The organism is Enterococcus sp. C76, from assembly GCF_040886985.1.
GTDB lineage: Bacteria > Bacillota > Bacilli > Lactobacillales > Enterococcaceae > Enterococcus_B > Enterococcus_B lactis.
Window position 1 is genome coordinate 280,203 of sequence record NZ_JBFOEY010000003.1, and the last position, 18,338, is coordinate 298,540.

At 38.1% G+C, this 18,338-nt stretch carries 14 protein-coding genes; 13 read left to right on the top strand and 1 reads right to left on the bottom strand.

Translation table 11 applies throughout. From position 1 onward, the window contains the following. Positions 1-154 precede the first annotated feature (154 nt). From AB3I00_RS06055 to AB3I00_RS06075, 5 genes are all read left to right on the top strand, one after another. Positions 155-1,225: an ABC transporter permease gene (locus tag AB3I00_RS06055; protein ID WP_123837920.1), complete on the top strand. Its 1,071-nt coding sequence runs from the start codon at positions 155-157 to the stop codon at positions 1,223-1,225. Between the two features lie 14 nt (positions 1,226-1,239). After that, complete coding sequence (locus tag AB3I00_RS06060) at positions 1,240-1,908, top strand: ABC transporter ATP-binding protein (RefSeq protein WP_002290906.1); 669 nt, start codon at positions 1,240-1,242, stop codon at positions 1,906-1,908. Between the two features lie 19 nt (positions 1,909-1,927). Then, positions 1,928-2,506 carry a TetR/AcrR family transcriptional regulator gene (locus tag AB3I00_RS06065; RefSeq protein ID WP_070769780.1) on the top strand — a complete coding sequence of 193 codons (579 nt, stop codon included), beginning with the start codon at positions 1,928-1,930 and terminating at the stop codon, positions 2,504-2,506. 432 nt (positions 2,507-2,938) lie between these two features. Next, positions 2,939-5,230, top strand: coding sequence for a glycosyl hydrolase family 18 protein (locus tag AB3I00_RS06070; RefSeq protein ID WP_368024930.1), 2,292 nt, complete (start codon positions 2,939-2,941; stop codon positions 5,228-5,230). Between the two features lie 122 nt (positions 5,231-5,352). Continuing rightward, positions 5,353-6,267 carry an N-acetylmuramoyl-L-alanine amidase gene (locus AB3I00_RS06075; RefSeq protein ID WP_368024931.1) on the top strand — a complete coding sequence of 305 codons (915 nt, stop codon included), beginning with the start codon at positions 5,353-5,355 and terminating at the stop codon, positions 6,265-6,267. A gap of 543 nt (positions 6,268-6,810) precedes the next feature. Here AB3I00_RS06075 and rnhC read toward each other — a convergent pair. Further along, positions 6,811-7,728 carry a ribonuclease HIII gene (gene rnhC / locus AB3I00_RS06080; RefSeq protein ID WP_002314644.1) on the bottom strand — a complete coding sequence of 306 codons (918 nt, stop codon included), beginning with the start codon at positions 7,726-7,728 and terminating at the stop codon, positions 6,811-6,813. Positions 7,729-7,929: 201 nt separating this feature from the next. Between rnhC and zapA the strand changes: the two genes are divergently transcribed. The 8 genes from zapA to AB3I00_RS06120 all read left to right on the top strand — a co-directional run bounded on the left by zapA (position 7,930) and on the right by AB3I00_RS06120 (position 18,194). Beyond that, positions 7,930-8,367, top strand: coding sequence for a cell division protein ZapA (gene zapA / locus AB3I00_RS06085; RefSeq protein ID WP_002290800.1), 438 nt, complete (start codon positions 7,930-7,932; stop codon positions 8,365-8,367). A 57-nt stretch (positions 8,368-8,424) separates the two neighbouring features. After that, positions 8,425-8,973, top strand: a complete 549-nt coding sequence (locus tag AB3I00_RS06090) for a CvpA family protein (RefSeq protein WP_002333754.1) — start codon at positions 8,425-8,427, stop codon at positions 8,971-8,973. Between the two features lie 142 nt (positions 8,974-9,115). Next, a complete protein-coding gene (locus AB3I00_RS06095; RefSeq protein ID WP_368024932.1) occupies positions 9,116-11,476 on the top strand; it encodes an endonuclease MutS2 in 2,361 nt (786 codons plus the stop codon). A gap of 86 nt (positions 11,477-11,562) precedes the next feature. Continuing rightward, positions 11,563-11,877 carry a thioredoxin gene (trxA, locus tag AB3I00_RS06100; RefSeq protein ID WP_002290803.1) on the top strand — a complete coding sequence of 105 codons (315 nt, stop codon included), beginning with the start codon at positions 11,563-11,565 and terminating at the stop codon, positions 11,875-11,877. 181 nt (positions 11,878-12,058) lie between these two features. Beyond that, the gene (gene uvrC / locus AB3I00_RS06105; RefSeq protein ID WP_002320257.1) at positions 12,059-13,837 is read left to right on the top strand and encodes an excinuclease ABC subunit UvrC; all 1,779 of its coding nucleotides are present in this window, start codon (positions 12,059-12,061) and stop codon (positions 13,835-13,837) included. 143 nt (positions 13,838-13,980) lie between these two features. After that, the gene (locus tag AB3I00_RS06110; protein ID WP_002314648.1) at positions 13,981-14,880 is read left to right on the top strand and encodes an ABC transporter ATP-binding protein; all 900 of its coding nucleotides are present in this window, start codon (positions 13,981-13,983) and stop codon (positions 14,878-14,880) included. Beyond that, the gene (locus tag AB3I00_RS06115; protein ID WP_002377488.1) at positions 14,873-16,135 is read left to right on the top strand and encodes an ABC transporter permease; all 1,263 of its coding nucleotides are present in this window, start codon (positions 14,873-14,875) and stop codon (positions 16,133-16,135) included. Before AB3I00_RS06110 ends, AB3I00_RS06115 begins: the two co-directional genes overlap by 8 nt. Before the next feature lie 160 nt (positions 16,136-16,295). After that, positions 16,296-18,194: a fructose-1,6-bisphosphatase gene (locus AB3I00_RS06120; RefSeq protein ID WP_070769809.1), complete on the top strand. Its 1,899-nt coding sequence runs from the start codon at positions 16,296-16,298 to the stop codon at positions 18,192-18,194. Positions 18,195-18,338: the final 144 nt, after the last annotated feature.

The window sequence follows — 18,338 nt, forward strand, 5'->3', positions numbered from 1 at the left end:
TAAAAAAACTGAAAACTACTAACTAAAAAGCGTTTAGACATCATAAGGAGAGATAATAAAAAAGCGAAAATGTATTTTGAGCATAATATTCGCCAAAAATTTATCAAGTGATAAAATTATTGTATAAAATAATTATTTCAAGAGGAGGAATTAAATGTTTTTAGCATTAAATGAAATTATGCATTCAAAGTTACGTTACGCATTAGTTGCAGGGGTGATGTTTTTAATCGCCTACTTGGTATTTTTTTTGACCGGGTTAGCTTATGGCTTAGCTCAAGACAATCGAACGGCGGTTGACAAGTGGGAGGCAGATTCGATCGTTCTTTCAAAAGATGCAAATTCAAATCTAGGGATGTCCATGATTACTAAGAAGACCGCAGAAGAAGTCGAAGGTGGGAAAGTGGCGTATCTTGCCCAAACACCTGGAGTCGTGACTAGTAAAGACAGTACAGAAGAAGGAAAAATCAATGTTAGCTTCTTTGGTATCGATAAAGATCAGTTCATCATGCCGAATCTTGTTGAAGGAAAAGCTTTTAATAACGATGATGAGGCAATAGGCGATAGTAGCCTGAAGGAAGAATATGGTCTAGCCGTAGGAGATACGGTCAAGTTATCTGGTAGTGATAAGACGTTTAAACTAACTGGTTTTACGGATCATGCCAAGTTTAATGTTTCACCGGTTCTTTATACGACCATTAATGCTTACCAACAAATCCGTTTCGAAAAAGAAGACACAAGTGAGAATGCACGGATCAATGCAATAGTTGTCAGAGGAAAAATCAACGATTTACCTGAAGACTTGGAACAGATCAAAATTTCTAAATTCATCAATGAATTACCTGGATACAATGCACAAGTATTGACTTTTGGGTTTATGATTGGCTTTTTGATTGTTATTGCGGCTATCGTGATCGGGATTTTTATTTATGTACTGACGATGCAAAAAATCAATATCTTTGGTGTAATGAAAGCCCAAGGAATCACGGGAGGATTTATTGCACGCTCTGTAGTGGCACAAACATTCATTTTATCCTTTGTTGGTATTCTTCTTGGTCTAGTGGGAACAGTGGGAACATCTCTTGTTCTACCTGATGCGGTTCCATTCCAAAGCAATTGGCTATTTTTTGGCGTCATTAGCTTGTTGATGTTGGTAGTGGCTGTGTTAGGCGCACTATTTTCTGTTCGGACGATCGTGAAAATCGATCCGCTGAAGGCCATTGGATAAGAAGGAGGAAGAACATGAAAGCAATAGAATTTAAAGAAGTAGAAAAAAGTTTCCAAGATGGCGACCAAGTAGTAAAAGCATTGAAAGAAACAACAATGAGTATCGATAAAGGGGAATTTGTTGCGATCATCGGTCCTTCGGGTTCAGGAAAAAGTACCTTTTTGACTTTAGCAGGCGGATTGCAGACACCTAGCAGCGGCTCTGTATTTATCAATGATCAGGAATTCAGTAATCAAAAAGAAAGCGAACGTGTTAAACTCCGCTTCAAAGAAATTGGTTTTATCTTGCAAGCATCAAATCTGGTTCCTTTTCTGACAGTAAAAAAGCAGTTATTATTAGTAGATAAAATCAAACATGAACATCGGCAAAAAGAAGCAAAAGAATTATTTGAGCAGCTTGGCGTGGATAAGCTGATCAACAAGTATCCAGAAGAACTATCTGGTGGTGAAAGACAAAGGGTGGCAATTGCTCGTGCATTGTACAATGATCCGTCTATTATTCTAGCAGATGAACCAACTGCCAGTTTGGATTCAGAAAAGGCAAGAGAAGTAGTCGATATTTTGGCAAAAGAATCAAAAGAAAAAAATAAAGCAACGATCATGGTGACGCACGACACACGGTTGATTGACAAATGCGATAGAATATTTATGATGGAAGATGGTGTATTGAAAGAAAAAGAATAACCAAAAAGTAGGTGGAAAAATGGTCCATCGATACAATAAAGACACGCAACAAAAAATTTTAAAAGAAGCGGCTGACTTGTTCATGTCCAAGGGCTATCTTGGTACTTCAACAAGAGAGATCGCACAAAAAGTTGGGATCACCCAGCCCAATCTTTATCACTATTTTAGTGATAAAGAAAAGTTATATACAGCAGTATTAGAAAAGCACTTAGAAGATGTTGGGAAAGCGTTGAGAGAAATCGTCCAAACAAGCGAAACGACATTTCAAGTGATGTTGACAAAAATGGCTCAATTTTTGATTGAGACGCATCTTGTTGATTTATTTCTGATGCTTCACGACCTTGAAAGCAATCTTTCCAATGAAACGAGAGATCATCTTTTCTTTCTATGGAAGAAAAATTATCGTGAACCATTTGAAGAAATTTTTTCAACAAACCAATCCGTGTTAAGAAGTGGGATTTCCAAAGAAATTGCAGCAAGGCATTTTTTCTTAGTGTTGGCACCGTACATCACTCGATCAAAAAGACCTGTAGAAGAACCGCTAAATGTGGCACAATTGATCGATTTATATTTGAATGGTGTATTAGGACAAACGTAAAGCTGTTATATGTGGAGAAAAACAGTTAGGTAAAGAAACAAGATATGACGAAAATCGTTGTATCTTGTTTCTTTTTTATACGGCTAGTTTTTCATGCATAAAACTTTGTTATTCTCTCATAATTATCAAGGGATATTTTATTTATTATTTCATTCTAATTGAATCGTTATCAAAAGGGATTTAACTAAAAAGTAGTTTTTGTTTACTTATAAATAACGCAAACAATATAAAAGAAAACGTTTGCAAACAGAATTCCAGAATGTTACTATTTAGTTGTAATTATAAAGTCAATGTTTCTGGTGCGTTTGTTCTGTCGGTGATCTAGGAGGTGTTTTTATTTAATAACACAAATAATTAATTAGTTGTAGAATGAAAGAAACTATTTATTTGGTGGATGAATCATAACGAATAGACAAAAGGAGGGTTCAAAATATGTCAAAAATGAAAAAAATCAGTTTAGCCGTAATGTTATTTTCTTCGGTGATGTCTGTCACATCTCCGTTATTAGGACAAAAAGACTCTGTCTATGCCGAAGAAACAGCTCAAGTTGTTCAAGCAAAAGAATACCGGAATGTCATGTATTATGGAGATTGGTCCATCTGGGATGGTGAAGGGAAATTTCTTCCTCAAGATATTCCAGCGGATCAGCTAACACATTTGAACTTTGCCTTTTTAGATTTTGATAGCGAGGGGAATCTGACATTTACAGATGCAGATGCTGCTGTAGGTGCATCTTTAGAACAACCTGGCGTAGGATGGAACACACCAAGTTCTGGGATTTTGAATGCAATTCAAGATTTACGCGGCAAAAATAAAAATCTAAAAATAGGCGTATCTTTAGGCGGATGGTCAAAATCAGGAGACTTTTCAGAAGTGGCAGCTGATCCAGTAAAACGTAAAAATCTAGTAGAAAATATCACGAAATTTATTAAGTACACCAATATGGATTTTGTCGATGTCGATTGGGAATATCCAGCTGATGTCCGTCAGCCAGATCTAGTAGATAATGTAAACGATGAAGGAACACCACATGCCAAACCGGAAGACAAAGAGAATTACATCACGCTTTTAAAAGAGATTCGCGAGTCAATTGATCAACAAGGAAAAAAGTTAGGGAAAACATATGAATTATCTGTAGCGCTTCCTTCTTCCAGAGAAAAATTAAATGATGGGATTGACATTCCTAAATTATTCTCTGTGGTCGATTTTGCCAATATCATGACCTATGATTTGAATGGGGCATGGAGTCCAAACAGTGCTCACCATACGGCACTATATGGCAATCCAGCTGATCCTAATTATGAAGAAGGTCTTTCTGTCGATCAGACAGTCAAATTTTTACAAAAAGAAGGAGCTCCTTCCGACAAAATCGTGATTGGTGCAGCTTTTTATACACGCGGCTGGCATGAGGTAGAAAGCGGGGATAACAAAGAGCTACCTGGTTTGTTCCAATCAGCAAAAGCAAGCAACCAAGATGCCGATCAAACACCTTCTTACGGTGCCAAAAACAAAAACGATCTCGTTTCAGGAAATGGTGGTAGAGCTGGCGGCGTCTGGCCTTATCGGAATATCGCTGATTTGATTGATCAAACAGCAGACTTAAAAGAATATTGGGATGATGTAGCGAAAGCACCTTATATGTACAGTAAAACAACAGGAGAATTCTTTACTTATGACAATGTCAAATCTGTCAGCTACAAAGCAGAATATGTAAAAGAAAATGAATTAGGTGGAGTAATCTCCTGGATGCAATCACAAGATAAGGAAACCAACAGTAGTAAGAGAGACGAGCTGACTAATGCGATCAAACAAGGATTATTCGGTGACGAAAAACTGTCAGAACAAGAAATAGTTTCCTCCCCGTTAGCGATTGATGTGGATATTTCTACTTATAGTGAATATGGTGCGAATGGTTATAACATCACTATCAAGAACAACGAGCAGCTTAACGAAACTTCTAGTGTATTGAGTGCAGTGGAATTAGCCCAAGAAACAATCAAATTCCCTAAACTATATATTCCAATCCATTCAGCTGAAAGCCTAAGTGCCGGAGATTACAAAGCTGGAACAGTAACGATAGAAAATGGGTATGTCGTGATTGATTTAGCTTCTGTATATGACGGTAAACATATCGAGCCAGATGCTTCTTATGAATTTAGATTAAGATCAAGTGATGAAAATCCAACAGTCGATCGAATTGGCCATATTGCGTTAGTCCAAAGAATCGGAGATGAAGGAGCGGAAATCAATCGGCAAGTCATCTATGGAAAAGAACTGATACCGGATCCATCCGATACGCAACCCCCATCTGTACCCGAAAATCTAGCTGTTTCAGATATTCAAGGAACACAAGTTACTTTGAGTTGGGAAGAATCAACAGACAATAATCAGGTGGCAGGTTATTACATCTATCGTGATGGTCAGCGTGTAGCACAAACAGCTCATACTCGATATACAGATACAGGTTTGGAGACAAATACACCGTACACTTATACAGTCAGTGCATTTGACGCTTCTGGAAATGTATCTGAGAAAAGCTTGCCGATAACGATCACAACGAAAAGCGAAGACCCTGCTCCAGGATACGAAGAATGGAACCCAGAAAAAGCTTATGTCAAGGGAGACATCGTCACTTATAAAGGGAAAGTTTATCAGGCAAAGTGGTGGAATCAAGGGGAAGAACCAGGTTCTAATGAGTGGGGCGCATGGGAACTGATTGGTTAAATTTGCTGTTTATTTGAAAACACGGGGCTGTGACAAAACGTTTGTCGCAGCTCCTTTTTTGCGTACTTAAGCTGATTTTAAGTTTTGACCCTTAGTCTGGATCTACGAGGTGAGAGTCAAGCATGAAAAAAATAATTGGAGCTTTTGTATGTGCAATCATTATCATTATTATCTGTTTTCAAATAGATGTTTTTGGTCAAAAAAAGATAGTTGGGCAAACAGTCAGCAGTACGAACAGTACGGTTACAAAGACAAAGGAATCATCTGATGACACAAAACAAGAGACATTAGTCAAAATCGGAAAAAATGACCGTACACTATATACAGATGACTCGCTAACGACCCCATTAGCAACTATAAACGGCGGAGAACTGACGGAGTTTCTTTCCGAAACAAAAAATGCTTATCAGATCAAGACAAATGATGGCTATACTGGATATTTAGCCCTCGAAGATGGAACCAAAGTCACAAAGAATATACAAACAAAACCGAAAGAGTTATCTGATGCAGTGATTGTATTAGATCCTGGGCATGGCGGAAATGATACTGGGGCATTAAGCAATGATGAACAAACAGAAGAAAAGAATATAACATTAAGTACAGCCATAAAAGTAAAAAAGGCGCTAGAGGATGCTGGAGCAACGGTTTATTTGACCCACACTACAGATGAATTAGTACAGCTTGGAGATATATGCGACTACAGTGAAGAAAAAAAGGCAGATGTCTTTATCAGCTTACATGCAGACTCTACGGAATATGCGAATGAAGCAACTGGGATCACGACATATTATTACTATGGACAAGAGGAAACATTAGCACAAACAATCGCTGATTCCTTCACTGATCTGCCTCTGGATTCAAGAGGAATCTCCACTGGGAACTATCAAGTTCTTCGAGAAAATCTTCAACCTTCTATTTTAGTCGAGATGGGTTATATGAATAATGATGGTGATTTAGAGGAATTAGTAACAGACAGTTATCAGCAGCAGATCGCTGCAAGTTTGACACAAGCATTGACCACCTATTTTCAGCAATAAATAAGGAAAGAGGTTGTGACAGAAGTGGTCAGCTTCAAGAAATAAGAAGGAATTTACGAAAATTGCTTCTCAAATTTTTGTAAAATTTCGGCTTATTTTTCGAAGAAGCTACTTCTGGAACACCGTTTAAGAAAGAGGTTGTGAGCCTGCCGTTCAGCTCCGAGTCACAAGGAGCAATTTCAAAAAACAGCTTCTCATGTTTGATGAATATTGGGACTTGTGACCGAGGAGTTGGCAGGAGAACACCGTTTAAGGAAAGAGGTTGTGAAAAAGCTGTCCTGCATCAAGTAATAAGAACAGCCAAACAAAAATGGCTTCTCATATTTTTCGTTTGGTTGGACTTATTACCGCAGATGCAAGCTTTTGAATACCGTTTAAGGAAAGAGGTCGTGAAATCAGCGTTTTGACCTGAGTATTAGAGAAACAAACGGAAAAATAGCTCCTCATATTTTGCCGTTTGTTGAGCTAATATCGAGGGTCAGCTAATTGAACACCGTTTATTCGGAATAAGGGACTGTGACACGATTTATGTCACAGTTTTTTTTATTTTTTTAGTAGCTTCAACGCTTTTTCTGTATTGGCAAAGTGAAGTTTGGCATATTTTTCAAGCATAGGCATGCCGCCTTTTTCCAATAGTTTTGCCGCTACTTGATCAGATTTCGTTCCAGCTCCTGAGGGAAGGGTGATTCCAGCTTCAGCTGATGCTTTGTCTAACTCTTCTAAAAAGCTGGCACGACTGATGATAGAAGCAGCAGCAACAGCTAAATGATATTGTTCTCCTTTAGTAACGAAGTACAGTTTTTCTTGCAAGTGATTTTTTTCTAAACGCGCATATTTTTTAAAATTTGCTTCTGGTGTAAACTGATCGATCAAAATCGCTTCTGGTTTTTCTGGTGCGATTTTTTTTAACAGCAAATGGATTGCTTGATTATGCAAAGCGACTTTCATCCGAACGGCATTGTATTTTGGCTGGATCTCATTGTATTTTTCTGGGGGCAAGACAAGTAGTTTGTAAGGGATAGTTTCTTTTAAGATATCAGCAAGTTGGATGATTTGGCTATCTTTTAACTCTTTTGAATCTCGAACACCAAGTTTACGTAATTCTGCAAGCTGATCACGTTTCACATAAGCAGCACATACTGTTAGTGGACCGAAATAGCTGCCATTTCCGACTTCATCGCTACCTAAAACGGATAATTGACTGATATTTTTTGGCAAAGAAGAGACCGTTCTTGCTGGTTTGGCCTGTTTATCCTGTGCCTGTCCCCAGCGCTGAGCTTCCGTTTCTGCGTTTGCCCCTTGGAACATCACTTTTCCTGATGTGTAAGCAGTGATGGTCGTCCCGTCTTTTTTTGCAGCAAAGATAGTATAAGGAATCTGTTTATTTAACAAATAAGAGCGATAGTATGCTTTCATTTGACTAAGTTGGTCGTTCGTTGCTTTGATAATGACGTTGCTCATAAAATTCTCCTCGTTTTTATACATAAATCTATACCGCAACTCCTGACTTTTCGTTTTCTAAGAGGTTGCGAGACATAGCATTTTTTTAAAGTTTATCATATAATAGTTAAGTATGTGAAAAATATTTGTGGAGAACGGTGAAAGAACCAACTTCATGGTACACTAAATAAAACTTTCATCAAATAGGAGGAAATGATTCGTATGGCGCACGAAAAAACACGCTACAAAGCAGTGATTGCCAACCAAACATATACTATTATCGGACGGGAAACCAAGCATCATATGGATATCGTAACGAAGCTGATCAATGAGCAGTTAGCAGAATTGAAACAATTATCACCACAAATGGATAATGAACAAGCAGCGATCTTGATGGCTGTCAATGCGCTTTCGGATCAATTGAAGAAACAAGAAAGAATCTTGGAGCTAGAAGAAGAAACAGCAGAATTAAAGAAAAAAATGATCAAATTTACAGAGCTTGAAAATCGCGTAAAACGCATGGAAGCAATCGAGAATGAAGCTCGAGAAGTACTGAAAGAAAATGGTCAAGCAGATTATACTATTAAAAATCATGTGGAAGCACAACAGATTTTAAATGAAAAACGAAAAGGACAAATCAAACAAAAATCTTCTAATTAAGATCCTTTTATCAAAATAAGAAAAATTTAAAAAAGTTAGAAGAGAAAGGAACGTAGCATGCTGAGTTTGCTGATTTTATTTTTATTGCTAATTGCGTTTTTTTCTGGAGCACGTCGCGGGTTTGCTTTACAAGTCATATTCGCAATCGGATATGTGTTGTCATTTATTGCTGCCCAGCATTTTTACAAACCATTAGCAAGTCATTTGGAATTATACATTCCATACCCAGCTGTCACCCCGACATCAAAGTTAGCATTTTTTGATCAAGTATTTGCCTTTCACCTAGATGAAGCTTTTTATGCAGGAACGGCTTTTCTGATCATTTTGCTGATTGGCTGGCTGATCACCCGATTTGTGGGGGTCTTTGTCCATGGATTGACATATGTGCCGATCTTGAGACAGGTAGACTGGATTGCAGGAGGTATCCTGTCACTAATCATGGCTTACGTTACTATATTTTTGATTTTGCAGTTACTTGCCTTTGTTCCATTAGATGTGGTCCAAAATCAATTCGGCGAGCATAGTTTCGCTCGTTTTATCGTTGAGAGAACGCCCTTTCTTACCAACAAGATGTATGAGCTTTGGGTAACGAATATTTTGAATTAAGGAAAATAGGGCTAGAAAATATTTTTTTAGAAAAACTTTTACAAGAATGTTTTGTTTTTTGTACACAGTAGTTTATTTAAGAAGGCTGCGCAACGTATGTCCGGCACAGCCCTTTTTTCATAGTGAAAGATAAGGTGATAAAATGAATAACCGAATCCTTGAAACATTGGAATTTGAAAAAGTCAAACAGATGGTCAAACAATTTGTAGTGACTGCACAAGGAAAAGAAGAACTGGCAGAATTGGTACCAGTGAGCGAGAAACAAACGATCACAGAATGGCTTCAAGAAACTGAGGATGGGTTGAAAGTACAACGTCTGCGAGGCGGGATTCCTATACCAAAACTTGAAAATATCCGCCCTCATATGAAACGGATCGAAATCGGGGCAGACTTGAATGGAGTGGAGCTTGCACAAGTTTCCAGAGTGTTATCTACGACAAGTGAATTGCATCGGTTCATTGATGATCTTTCTGACAGTGAAATTGAATTTGCGCGTTTGTATATGTGGGCAGATCAGCTAGTCACGATTCCTGTTTTAAGTCGCCGTTTAAAGGAAGCAATCGATGAAGACGGACGCGTGACCGACGATGCTTCTCCTGAGCTAAAAATCATAAGACAGAACATTCGTCGCAGTGAACAAGCTGTTCGTGAACAGTTAGACGGAATCGTCCGCGGGAAGAACGCAAAATATTTGAGCGATGCAATCATCACCATGCGAAATGACCGCTACGTTATCCCAGTCAAACAAGAATACCGCGGTGTATTTGGCGGTGTAGTCCACGATCAAAGTGCTTCAGGACAGACTTTATTTATTGAACCAAAACAAGTGGTGGATTTGAATAATCGTTTGCGTCAATATCAAATCGCTGAACGAAATGAGATTCAACGTATTTTAAGTGAACTTTCTGCAGAACTTGTTCCACATCGTCAAGAAATCATCCACAATGCTTATGTGATTGGTAAAATGGACCTGATGAATGCAAAAGCACGATTTGGTAAAGAAGTAAAAGCCATCGTGCCGGGAATCAGTGAAGACAATCATGTCGTCTTGAAACAAGCAAGACATCCGCTGATCGATCAGGAAAAAGTAGTTCCTAATGACATCGCAATTGGAAAAGACTATCAAGCCATTGTCATTACAGGACCTAATACAGGTGGGAAAACGATCACGTTGAAGACTTTAGGTCTGTTACAGCTGATGGGGCAAGCAGGGTTGCCGATTCCTGCAGGAGAAGAAAGCCAAATCGGTATTTTTGAAGAAGTATTTGCGGATATAGGAGACGAACAGTCGATTGAGCAAAGTCTATCGACCTTTTCTTCTCATATGACGAACACTGTAGAGATTTTATCAAAAGTCAATGAAAAAAGTCTGGTACTATTTGACGAGCTTGGTGCAGGAACAGATCCGCAAGAAGGTGCTGCTCTAGCAATCGCGATCTTAGATGATCTTGGTAAAAAGTCTGCTTATGTGATGGCAACAACACACTATCCTGAATTGAAAGTTTATGGATACAATCGGGCAAATACGATTAATGCTAGTATGGAGTTCGATGTGGATACACTAAGTCCAACGTATCGTTTACTGATCGGTGTGCCTGGACGAAGCAATGCGTTTGAAATCTCCAGCCGATTAGGCCTTGATACAGATGTTATTAATGAAGCAAAGCAGTTGATGAATGATGAGAGTCAAGATTTAAATGAAATGATCACAGATTTAGAGAATCGCCGGAAAATGGCAGAGACCGAATATCTGGAAATGCGACATTTTGTTTCTGAGGCACAAGAACTGCATCATGATTTGAAAGAAGCTTACAGCTATTTCTTTGAAGAACGTGAAAAAGAAATAGAGAAGGCAAAGAAAAAAGCAAATGAAGTCGTGTCAGAGGCGGAAGAAAAAGCAGAAAAAATCATTGCTGATATTCGTAAAATGCAACAGCAGATCGGGCAAGGAAATGTGAAAGAGCATCAGTTGATCGATGCAAAGACCCAATTAGCAAATCTACATCAAGAAGAAACATTGAAGAAAAATAAAGTATTGAAGAAGGCGAAAGAACAAAAAACATTAAAACCGGGAGACGAAGTGTTGGTTACGACTTACGGCCAAAGAGGGACGCTTTTACGTAAAAACGGGAATCAGTGGCAAGTAGAAATCGGTATACTAAAAATGAATGTGTCCGAAGACGAACTGACGCCTGTTGCTCCTCAAAAAGAGCCGACACAACGAGTTGTCCATGCTGTACGCTCTGAATCTAGCAGTCATGTGCCAAATCAATTGGACCTTCGAGGAAAACGATATGAGGAAGCGCTAAGTGAAGTAGATCAGTATTTGGATTCTGCCATCCTAGCAGGTTATCCTCAAGTGACTATTGTCCACGGAAAGGGGACAGGCGCACTTCGCAAGGGAATTACTGATTATCTTAAAAACCATCGGAGCGTCAAAAGCTTTGAGTTTGCACCGGCAAATCAAGGCGGAAATGGTGCAACAATTGTTAAATTTAAGTAAAACTTACTAAAGGTAAGCAGATGGTTCGCTATCCAAGGATAGAAATGCTATACTGGTCATAGATTTTAAAAATGGAGGTCTTTGATATGTCACAAGTAATTACAGATAAGACATTTAATGAAGAAACAGACAAAGGACTTGTATTAATTGATTTTTGGGCAACTTGGTGTGGTCCATGTCGTATGCAGGCACCGATTTTGGATCAATTGGAACAAGAATATGATGAAGAAGAATTCAGAATTGCTAAAATGGATGTGGATGAAAATCCAGAAACTCCTCAACAATTCGGAATCATGAGTATTCCAACATTAATGTTGAAAAAAGATGGTCAAGTAGTAGAAAAAGCTGTTGGTGTTCATTCAAAAGAACAACTACGTCAAATGATCGACCAATATTTATAAAAGCTTAAAGCAAAAATAAGCTGAGGATGGGACTGAATTCAGTTCCGTCCTCAGTTTTTTTGCGGTTGAGTTAAGGTTATTCAAATTAACATTTTTTGAGTATAATTACGTTGTCAGGCTGGATTGTTTTTTTGACAGTCATGCTATAATAACTTTAATTGAATATGAAGGGGAGTACCAGATGAACGAACGAATCAAAAACAAACTAGCTTTACTTCCTGATCAGCCCGGCTGTTACTTGATGAAAGATAAAAATGGAACGATCATTTATGTCGGAAAAGCCAAAATATTGAAAAATCGCGTCCGCTCATATTTTACTGGCAGCCATAATACGAAAACGGAACGGCTTGTTAGTGAAATTGAAGACTTTGAATACATCGTTACAGAATCGAATATAGAAGCTTTGCTCTTAGAAATCAATCTGATAAAGAAAAATGATCCTAAATACAATATTATGTTAAAGGATGATAAAACCTATCCTTTCCTTAAGATAACGAATGAAAAATATCCCCGTTTGGTGATTACTCGCAAAGTACTAAAAGACAAAGCACTGTATTTTGGACCATATCCAGATGTCGGTGCGGCGAATGAGACAAAGAAGATCCTCGACCGATTATTTCCTCTGAGAAAATGCAAACCTAGTCAGACGAAGGAGCCTTGTCTTTACTATCATTTGGGGCAATGTCTGTGTCCTTATTATTTCGACGTAGATCCGAAAGTCTATACGAAAATCGTTGATGAAGTGAAAAACTTTTTAAACGGAGGACACGAAAAAATCGAGTCAGAGATCCATCAGAAAATGGTAAAAGCTGCTGAAAACATGGAATTTGAAAAAGCCGCAGAATACCGAGACCAGATCCGTGCTATCGAAACAATCATGACTCGCCAAAAAATGACAAATACTGATTTACTGGATCGAGATGTATTTGGTTATGCGATTGATAAAGGCTGGATGTGTGTCCAAGTGTTTTTTGTAAGACAAGGAAAGTTAATTGAACGAGATGTTTCAATGTTTCCTTTCTATAACGAAGCAGAAGAAGATTTTTTGACTTATATTGGTCAGTTTTATCAGGAAAATGAACATTTCATTCCTAAAGAAGTCTTGATTCCTGATACGATCGACAAGCCAAGTGTAGAAGCTTTGTTGGATACGAAAGTTCTACAACCGAAACGAGGCGAAAAGAAAAAATTAGTGGAATTGGCGAATAAGAATGCCTCAGTTGCTTTGAATGAACGATTTGATCTGATTGCTAGAAAGCAGGAACGGACGATCGGAGCAGTGGAACGTTTAGGAAACGCAATGAATATCCCGACCCCAATACGCATTGAATCATTTGATAACTCCAATATCATGGGGACGAATCCTGTGGCTGCGATGGTCGTATTCATTGATGGAAAACCAGCAAGAAAAGAATATCGGAAATATAAAATAAAAACAGTCAACGGACCGGATGATTATGCATCGATGAGAGAAGTCATCTATCGCAGATATTCACGAGTGATTCGTGAAGGGTTGCCTTTACCTGATTTGATCTTGATCGATGGAGGAAAAGGACAAGTCGATGTAGCAAAAGATGTCTTAGAAAATCAATTAGGAATCGATATTCCTATTGCTGGTATGGCAAAAAACGATAAACATAAAACAAATGAGTTGCTATTCGGTACAGATTTGGCTGTAGTACCACTTGAACGAAATTCACCTGAGTTTTTCTTGCTCCAGCGGGTCCAAGATGAAGTCCATCGATTCGCGATCACTTTCCATCGGCAGCTGCGTAGTAAAAACAGTTTTGCTTCCCGATTAGACGAAATCGAAGGGCTAGGACCGAAACGAAAAAAAATGTTGCTTAAAGAATTCAAATCATTGAAAAATATCACAGCAGCTACGATAGAAGAATTACAAGAAATCGGACTACCGAAAAATGTCGCACAAAACGTATTTGATAAATTACATCAGGAATGAGAAAAGGGCACTTTACAAAGAAAGTAAAGTGTCCTATCATTTTATTTACAACAACAAGAGAGTATACGTTTTGTTGGTAAATAATAAATCGCTTACATCTGGTATCTTAGGATATATGGATTTATTGAAGAAGGAGTGAAGAAATGTTAGAAGTCAAGGATCTTGTTAAAACTTTTGGGAACTACACAGCTGTCGATCATGTCTCTTTCCAAATCCCAGACGGAAAAATCATGGGGCTGATTGGTCAAAACGGTGCTGGGAAGACAACGACTTTTCGTTTGATCTTGGATTTTTTGACACAAGATCAGGGAGAAGTGTTATGGAATGGTCATCATCTTGGGGAGAAAGATTATGATATCATCGGCTATCTTCCAGAAGAACGAGGACTTTATCCAAAAGTAACGATTCAAGACCAACTGCTTTATTTTGCAGAACTTAGAGGGAAATCAAGAAAAGAAATTGAACCAAAAATCGATTTTTGGATGGAAAAATTTCAGGTAAAAGGGAAAAAGACGGATAAAGTAAAATCTTTGTCTAAAGGGAATCAGCAAAAAGTCCAGCTCATCGCCACATTGATCCATGAACCTAAATTGATCATTTTGGATGAACCATTTAGCGGGTTAGATCCGGTAAACGCGGAATTACTGAAAGATGGAATATTGGAATTGAAAAAACACGGTTCGTGTGTCATTTTTTCTAGCCATAATATGGATAATGTAGAAAAAATCTGTGATCATTTGATCATGCTGCGAAACGGAAAAATGGTTTTAAATGGAAAAGTCCATGAGATCCGTGAATCATTTGGCCGTACGAAGTTATTCTTGGAATCTGGATTAAGTCAACAGGAAGTAGAAGAAATCGAAGGCGTGAAAAAAGTGATCCTTCGTGAGGATAATACGTTAGAGATCACATTAGAAGATCCTGAAGCTGGGAAAGAAATCTTTACTCGTGCGACACAATTCGGCTATATCCCTATGTTCAACCAGCAGCCGCCAACTTTGGAAGAGATTTTCAAATTGAAAGCAGGTGAAATCGATGCGTAAGTTTTGGATTATTACCAAAGATGTCTATTTAAAAAATGTCAAGTCGATTTCTTTCTTGATTATGATATTAGTCCCTTTCATCATGCTAGGTATTATTTATGTAGCAGGAAACTTTGCCCAGCAAAATAGTGATGTCAATAAAATCGGCGTATTGGCTGATAATGAGCAAATCAGTCAGCAATTGAGCCAAGTCAAAACAGATGATTTTGAGTTCAAAGCAGTGGATTCTGAAGAAAACGCACAAAAAGACCTTTCGGAAGAAAAAATTGATGCTTATTTAGTAGTCTCAACTGATAAAGATAAAGTAAATGGGACGCTTTATAGTGAAAATTCATTGGGACAAAGTACACAACTGCTGATACAACAACAATTGACTGGCTTGCAATCAATGATTCGAGCAAGTGAATTAGGCATTTCTCCAGAAGAAGTGGCAAGTTTGAGCCAACAGGCAAGTTTGACTCGACAAAAAGTCAACTTTGATTCAAAAGGAAAAATGTCGGTAGGAGAAGATAATTCGACAGTCCAATATGTCGTCAGCTATGTGGCGACGATTGTCTTGTTCATTATCATTCTGACTTATGCACAAATCATTGCACAAGAGATTGCTTCTGAAAAAGGCACGCGGATCATGGAAGTGATCCTGTCCAGTACGACTGCACAAAAGCATTTTTACGGGAAACTAACTGGTGTTTTGCTTGTTGCATTAACGCAAATGGCATTATACGGCATTATTTTTGGTGTAGGATACAATCAATTCAAAGATATGGAAATGGTCAAGAATATATTGGACGGTATCTCATTAGATAATTTGATTGGACCATTCTTGTGGTATTCTCTTCTATTTATGATCTTTGGCATTTTGATTTTTTCTGTTTTGGCAGCTTTATGTGGCTCTTTGGTCAACAAAGCAGAAGATACAGCAAAAGCAATCTTGCCAGTGACTTATTTATCTTTAGGCGGATACATGCTTGGGTTGATATTAGGTGCGTCAGATCCAAATAATATCGTTATTCGGATCACTTCGTATATTCCATTCTTATCTTCCTATATTATGCCGGTTCGCTTGGCAAATGAGACAGTCGGTATGGGTGGAGCATTGATTTCCTTGTTGGTACTTGTAGCCGTGACATTCTTATTGATGATCTTGTCTGCAAACATGTACAAATCGAATGTACTCGTGTATAGCGAAGGCGGATTATGGAGTTCATTGAAACAATCGATTTCAATTATGAGAAATGAACGAAAAAAAGCATAAAATATAGAAAAATATAGAAGGAAGCTGGACATTTATTGTTCCCAGCTTCTTTTTTGTATAGACCTATTTCTGTTTTTTTATTATATTGGATATATATTCATTGAAAATAGCGTATAACAACTTTATAATGTTGAGTATACCAATTTTTGGAGGCGTTTTAATGGACCGCTATTTAGATTTACTTTCAGAGAAGTTCCCTACAACGGAAGATGTCATCACGGAAATCATCAATCTCGAAGCAATTTTGCAGCTTCCAAAAGGAACAGAGTTATTTTTGAGCGATATACATGGCGAATTTCCTGCTTTTGATCATATTCTGCGTATCGGTTCAGGAAATCTTAAAGAAAAGATCAAAGACCTTTTCTCTGAACAAATGACGGAAACGGAGATCAGCCAATTCACTATTTTTACGGCTTATCCAGAATATGTATTGACGACTGATTGGTACAAAAAACAAGATAAATCCCAGCTGATCCATCGTTTGATCGATCTTTTACGGTTTACGACAGTCAAATACACTCGATCAAAAGTTCGAAAAGGATTGCCGAAAGAATATAGCTATATCATTGAGGAACTCTTGTATATCGATGATCGTATCAACGGGAAAAAAGACTATGTAAAAAAAATCATTGAACAACTTGTCTTGATGAAGGAAGAAGAAAAATTTTTAACAAAACTTGCGCAGACGATCCAAAAATCTGTCATCGATCATTTGCATATCGTGGGTGATATTTTTGATCGAGGAACTCAAGCAGCCAAAGTAATGGATCGAATCATGGATTTTTCCTCTGTAGATATCCAGTGGGGGAATCATGATATTTTGTGGATTGGTGCGTATTGCGGCTCTGAGGCATGTTTATTGACGCTTTTACGGATTGCCGCACGCTACAACTATTTATTTGAATTAGAGAAAGAATATGGATTAAATTTACGTCCATTATTTTCTTTTGCCCATCAAACCTATCAGAAGAATCCAGTATTTACCCCTAAAAACAGGAAAGATCTATCTGAAAGAGAGCAAGAAGAATTAGAAAAGATCCATCAAGCACTTTCTATCCTCCAATTCAAATCAGAACATCAGTTGTTGGATCGACGACCTGAATTTAAAATGGACGATCGTAAATTGTTGGAAAAAATCAACTATGAGGAATCAACGATCGATTTAGAAGGTCAGCTTTATGAGTTGAAAGGGACTTGTTTTCAAACGATCCAGCCAGATGATCCTAAAAAGTTCTTGGAAGAGGAACAAAAAGTGATCGATAGTTTGATGTATTCATTCCAGCACTCGTTAAGAATGCAAAAACACATGACGTTTTTGATTGAAAAAGGGGGAATGTATCTCACAAACAATCAGCATGTACTGTTTCATGGCTGTATACCTGTAGATGAAAAGGGGCAGCTCTTAGCATTTGAATTAGACCAATCTTATCGCGGAAGAGAACTACTGGGATTTTTTGAAAAACAGATAACTGAAAGCGCAAAAGATTTGACTGCAAAAGAAGATTTGGCGACCGATTTGATTTGGTATGCGTGGAGCGGGCCATTTTCGCCTTTATTCGGCAAGAGTAAAATGGCCACTTTTGAGCGCTATTTTCTCACAGAGCCTCATACGCACGTCGAAAAAAGCAATCCCTATTATCACTTGCGAGATGAAGAGTGGTTCAGTGAAAAAATTTTGGCAGAATTCGATGCAAAAGAAGAAGGTTCAGCAATCATCAATGGGCACACGCCAGTAAAAGTAAAAAAAGGGGAGTCACCGATCAAAGCAAACGGAAAAGCATTTGTTATTGACGGAGGTCTATCCAAAGCTTATCAAAAAACAACCGGGATTGCTGGCTACTCATTACTATGCAATTCTTACGGTTTCCAAATCGTGACACATTATCCGTTCTTGCCTATTGAACAACAATTTGCAAAAAAATCTGATCAAACGAATGTAAAAAAAGTGATCGAGCAGCAGCTCCCACGCAAACTTAATCGGGATACGACAAAAGGAATGGAATTACAGCAACAGATTACTCAGCTCCAAAGGCTGTTGGATTATCGAAAGGACGATTGAGAAAAATGCTAGCCAACATTGCTCAATAGACTAAAAAAGGACTGCAACAAAAGGCGTGTCGCAGTCTCCTTCGGAATTAGCTCAAAAAACGGAAAAATATGAGGAGCTATTTTTCCGTTTATTTCTCTAATACTCAGGTCAGGG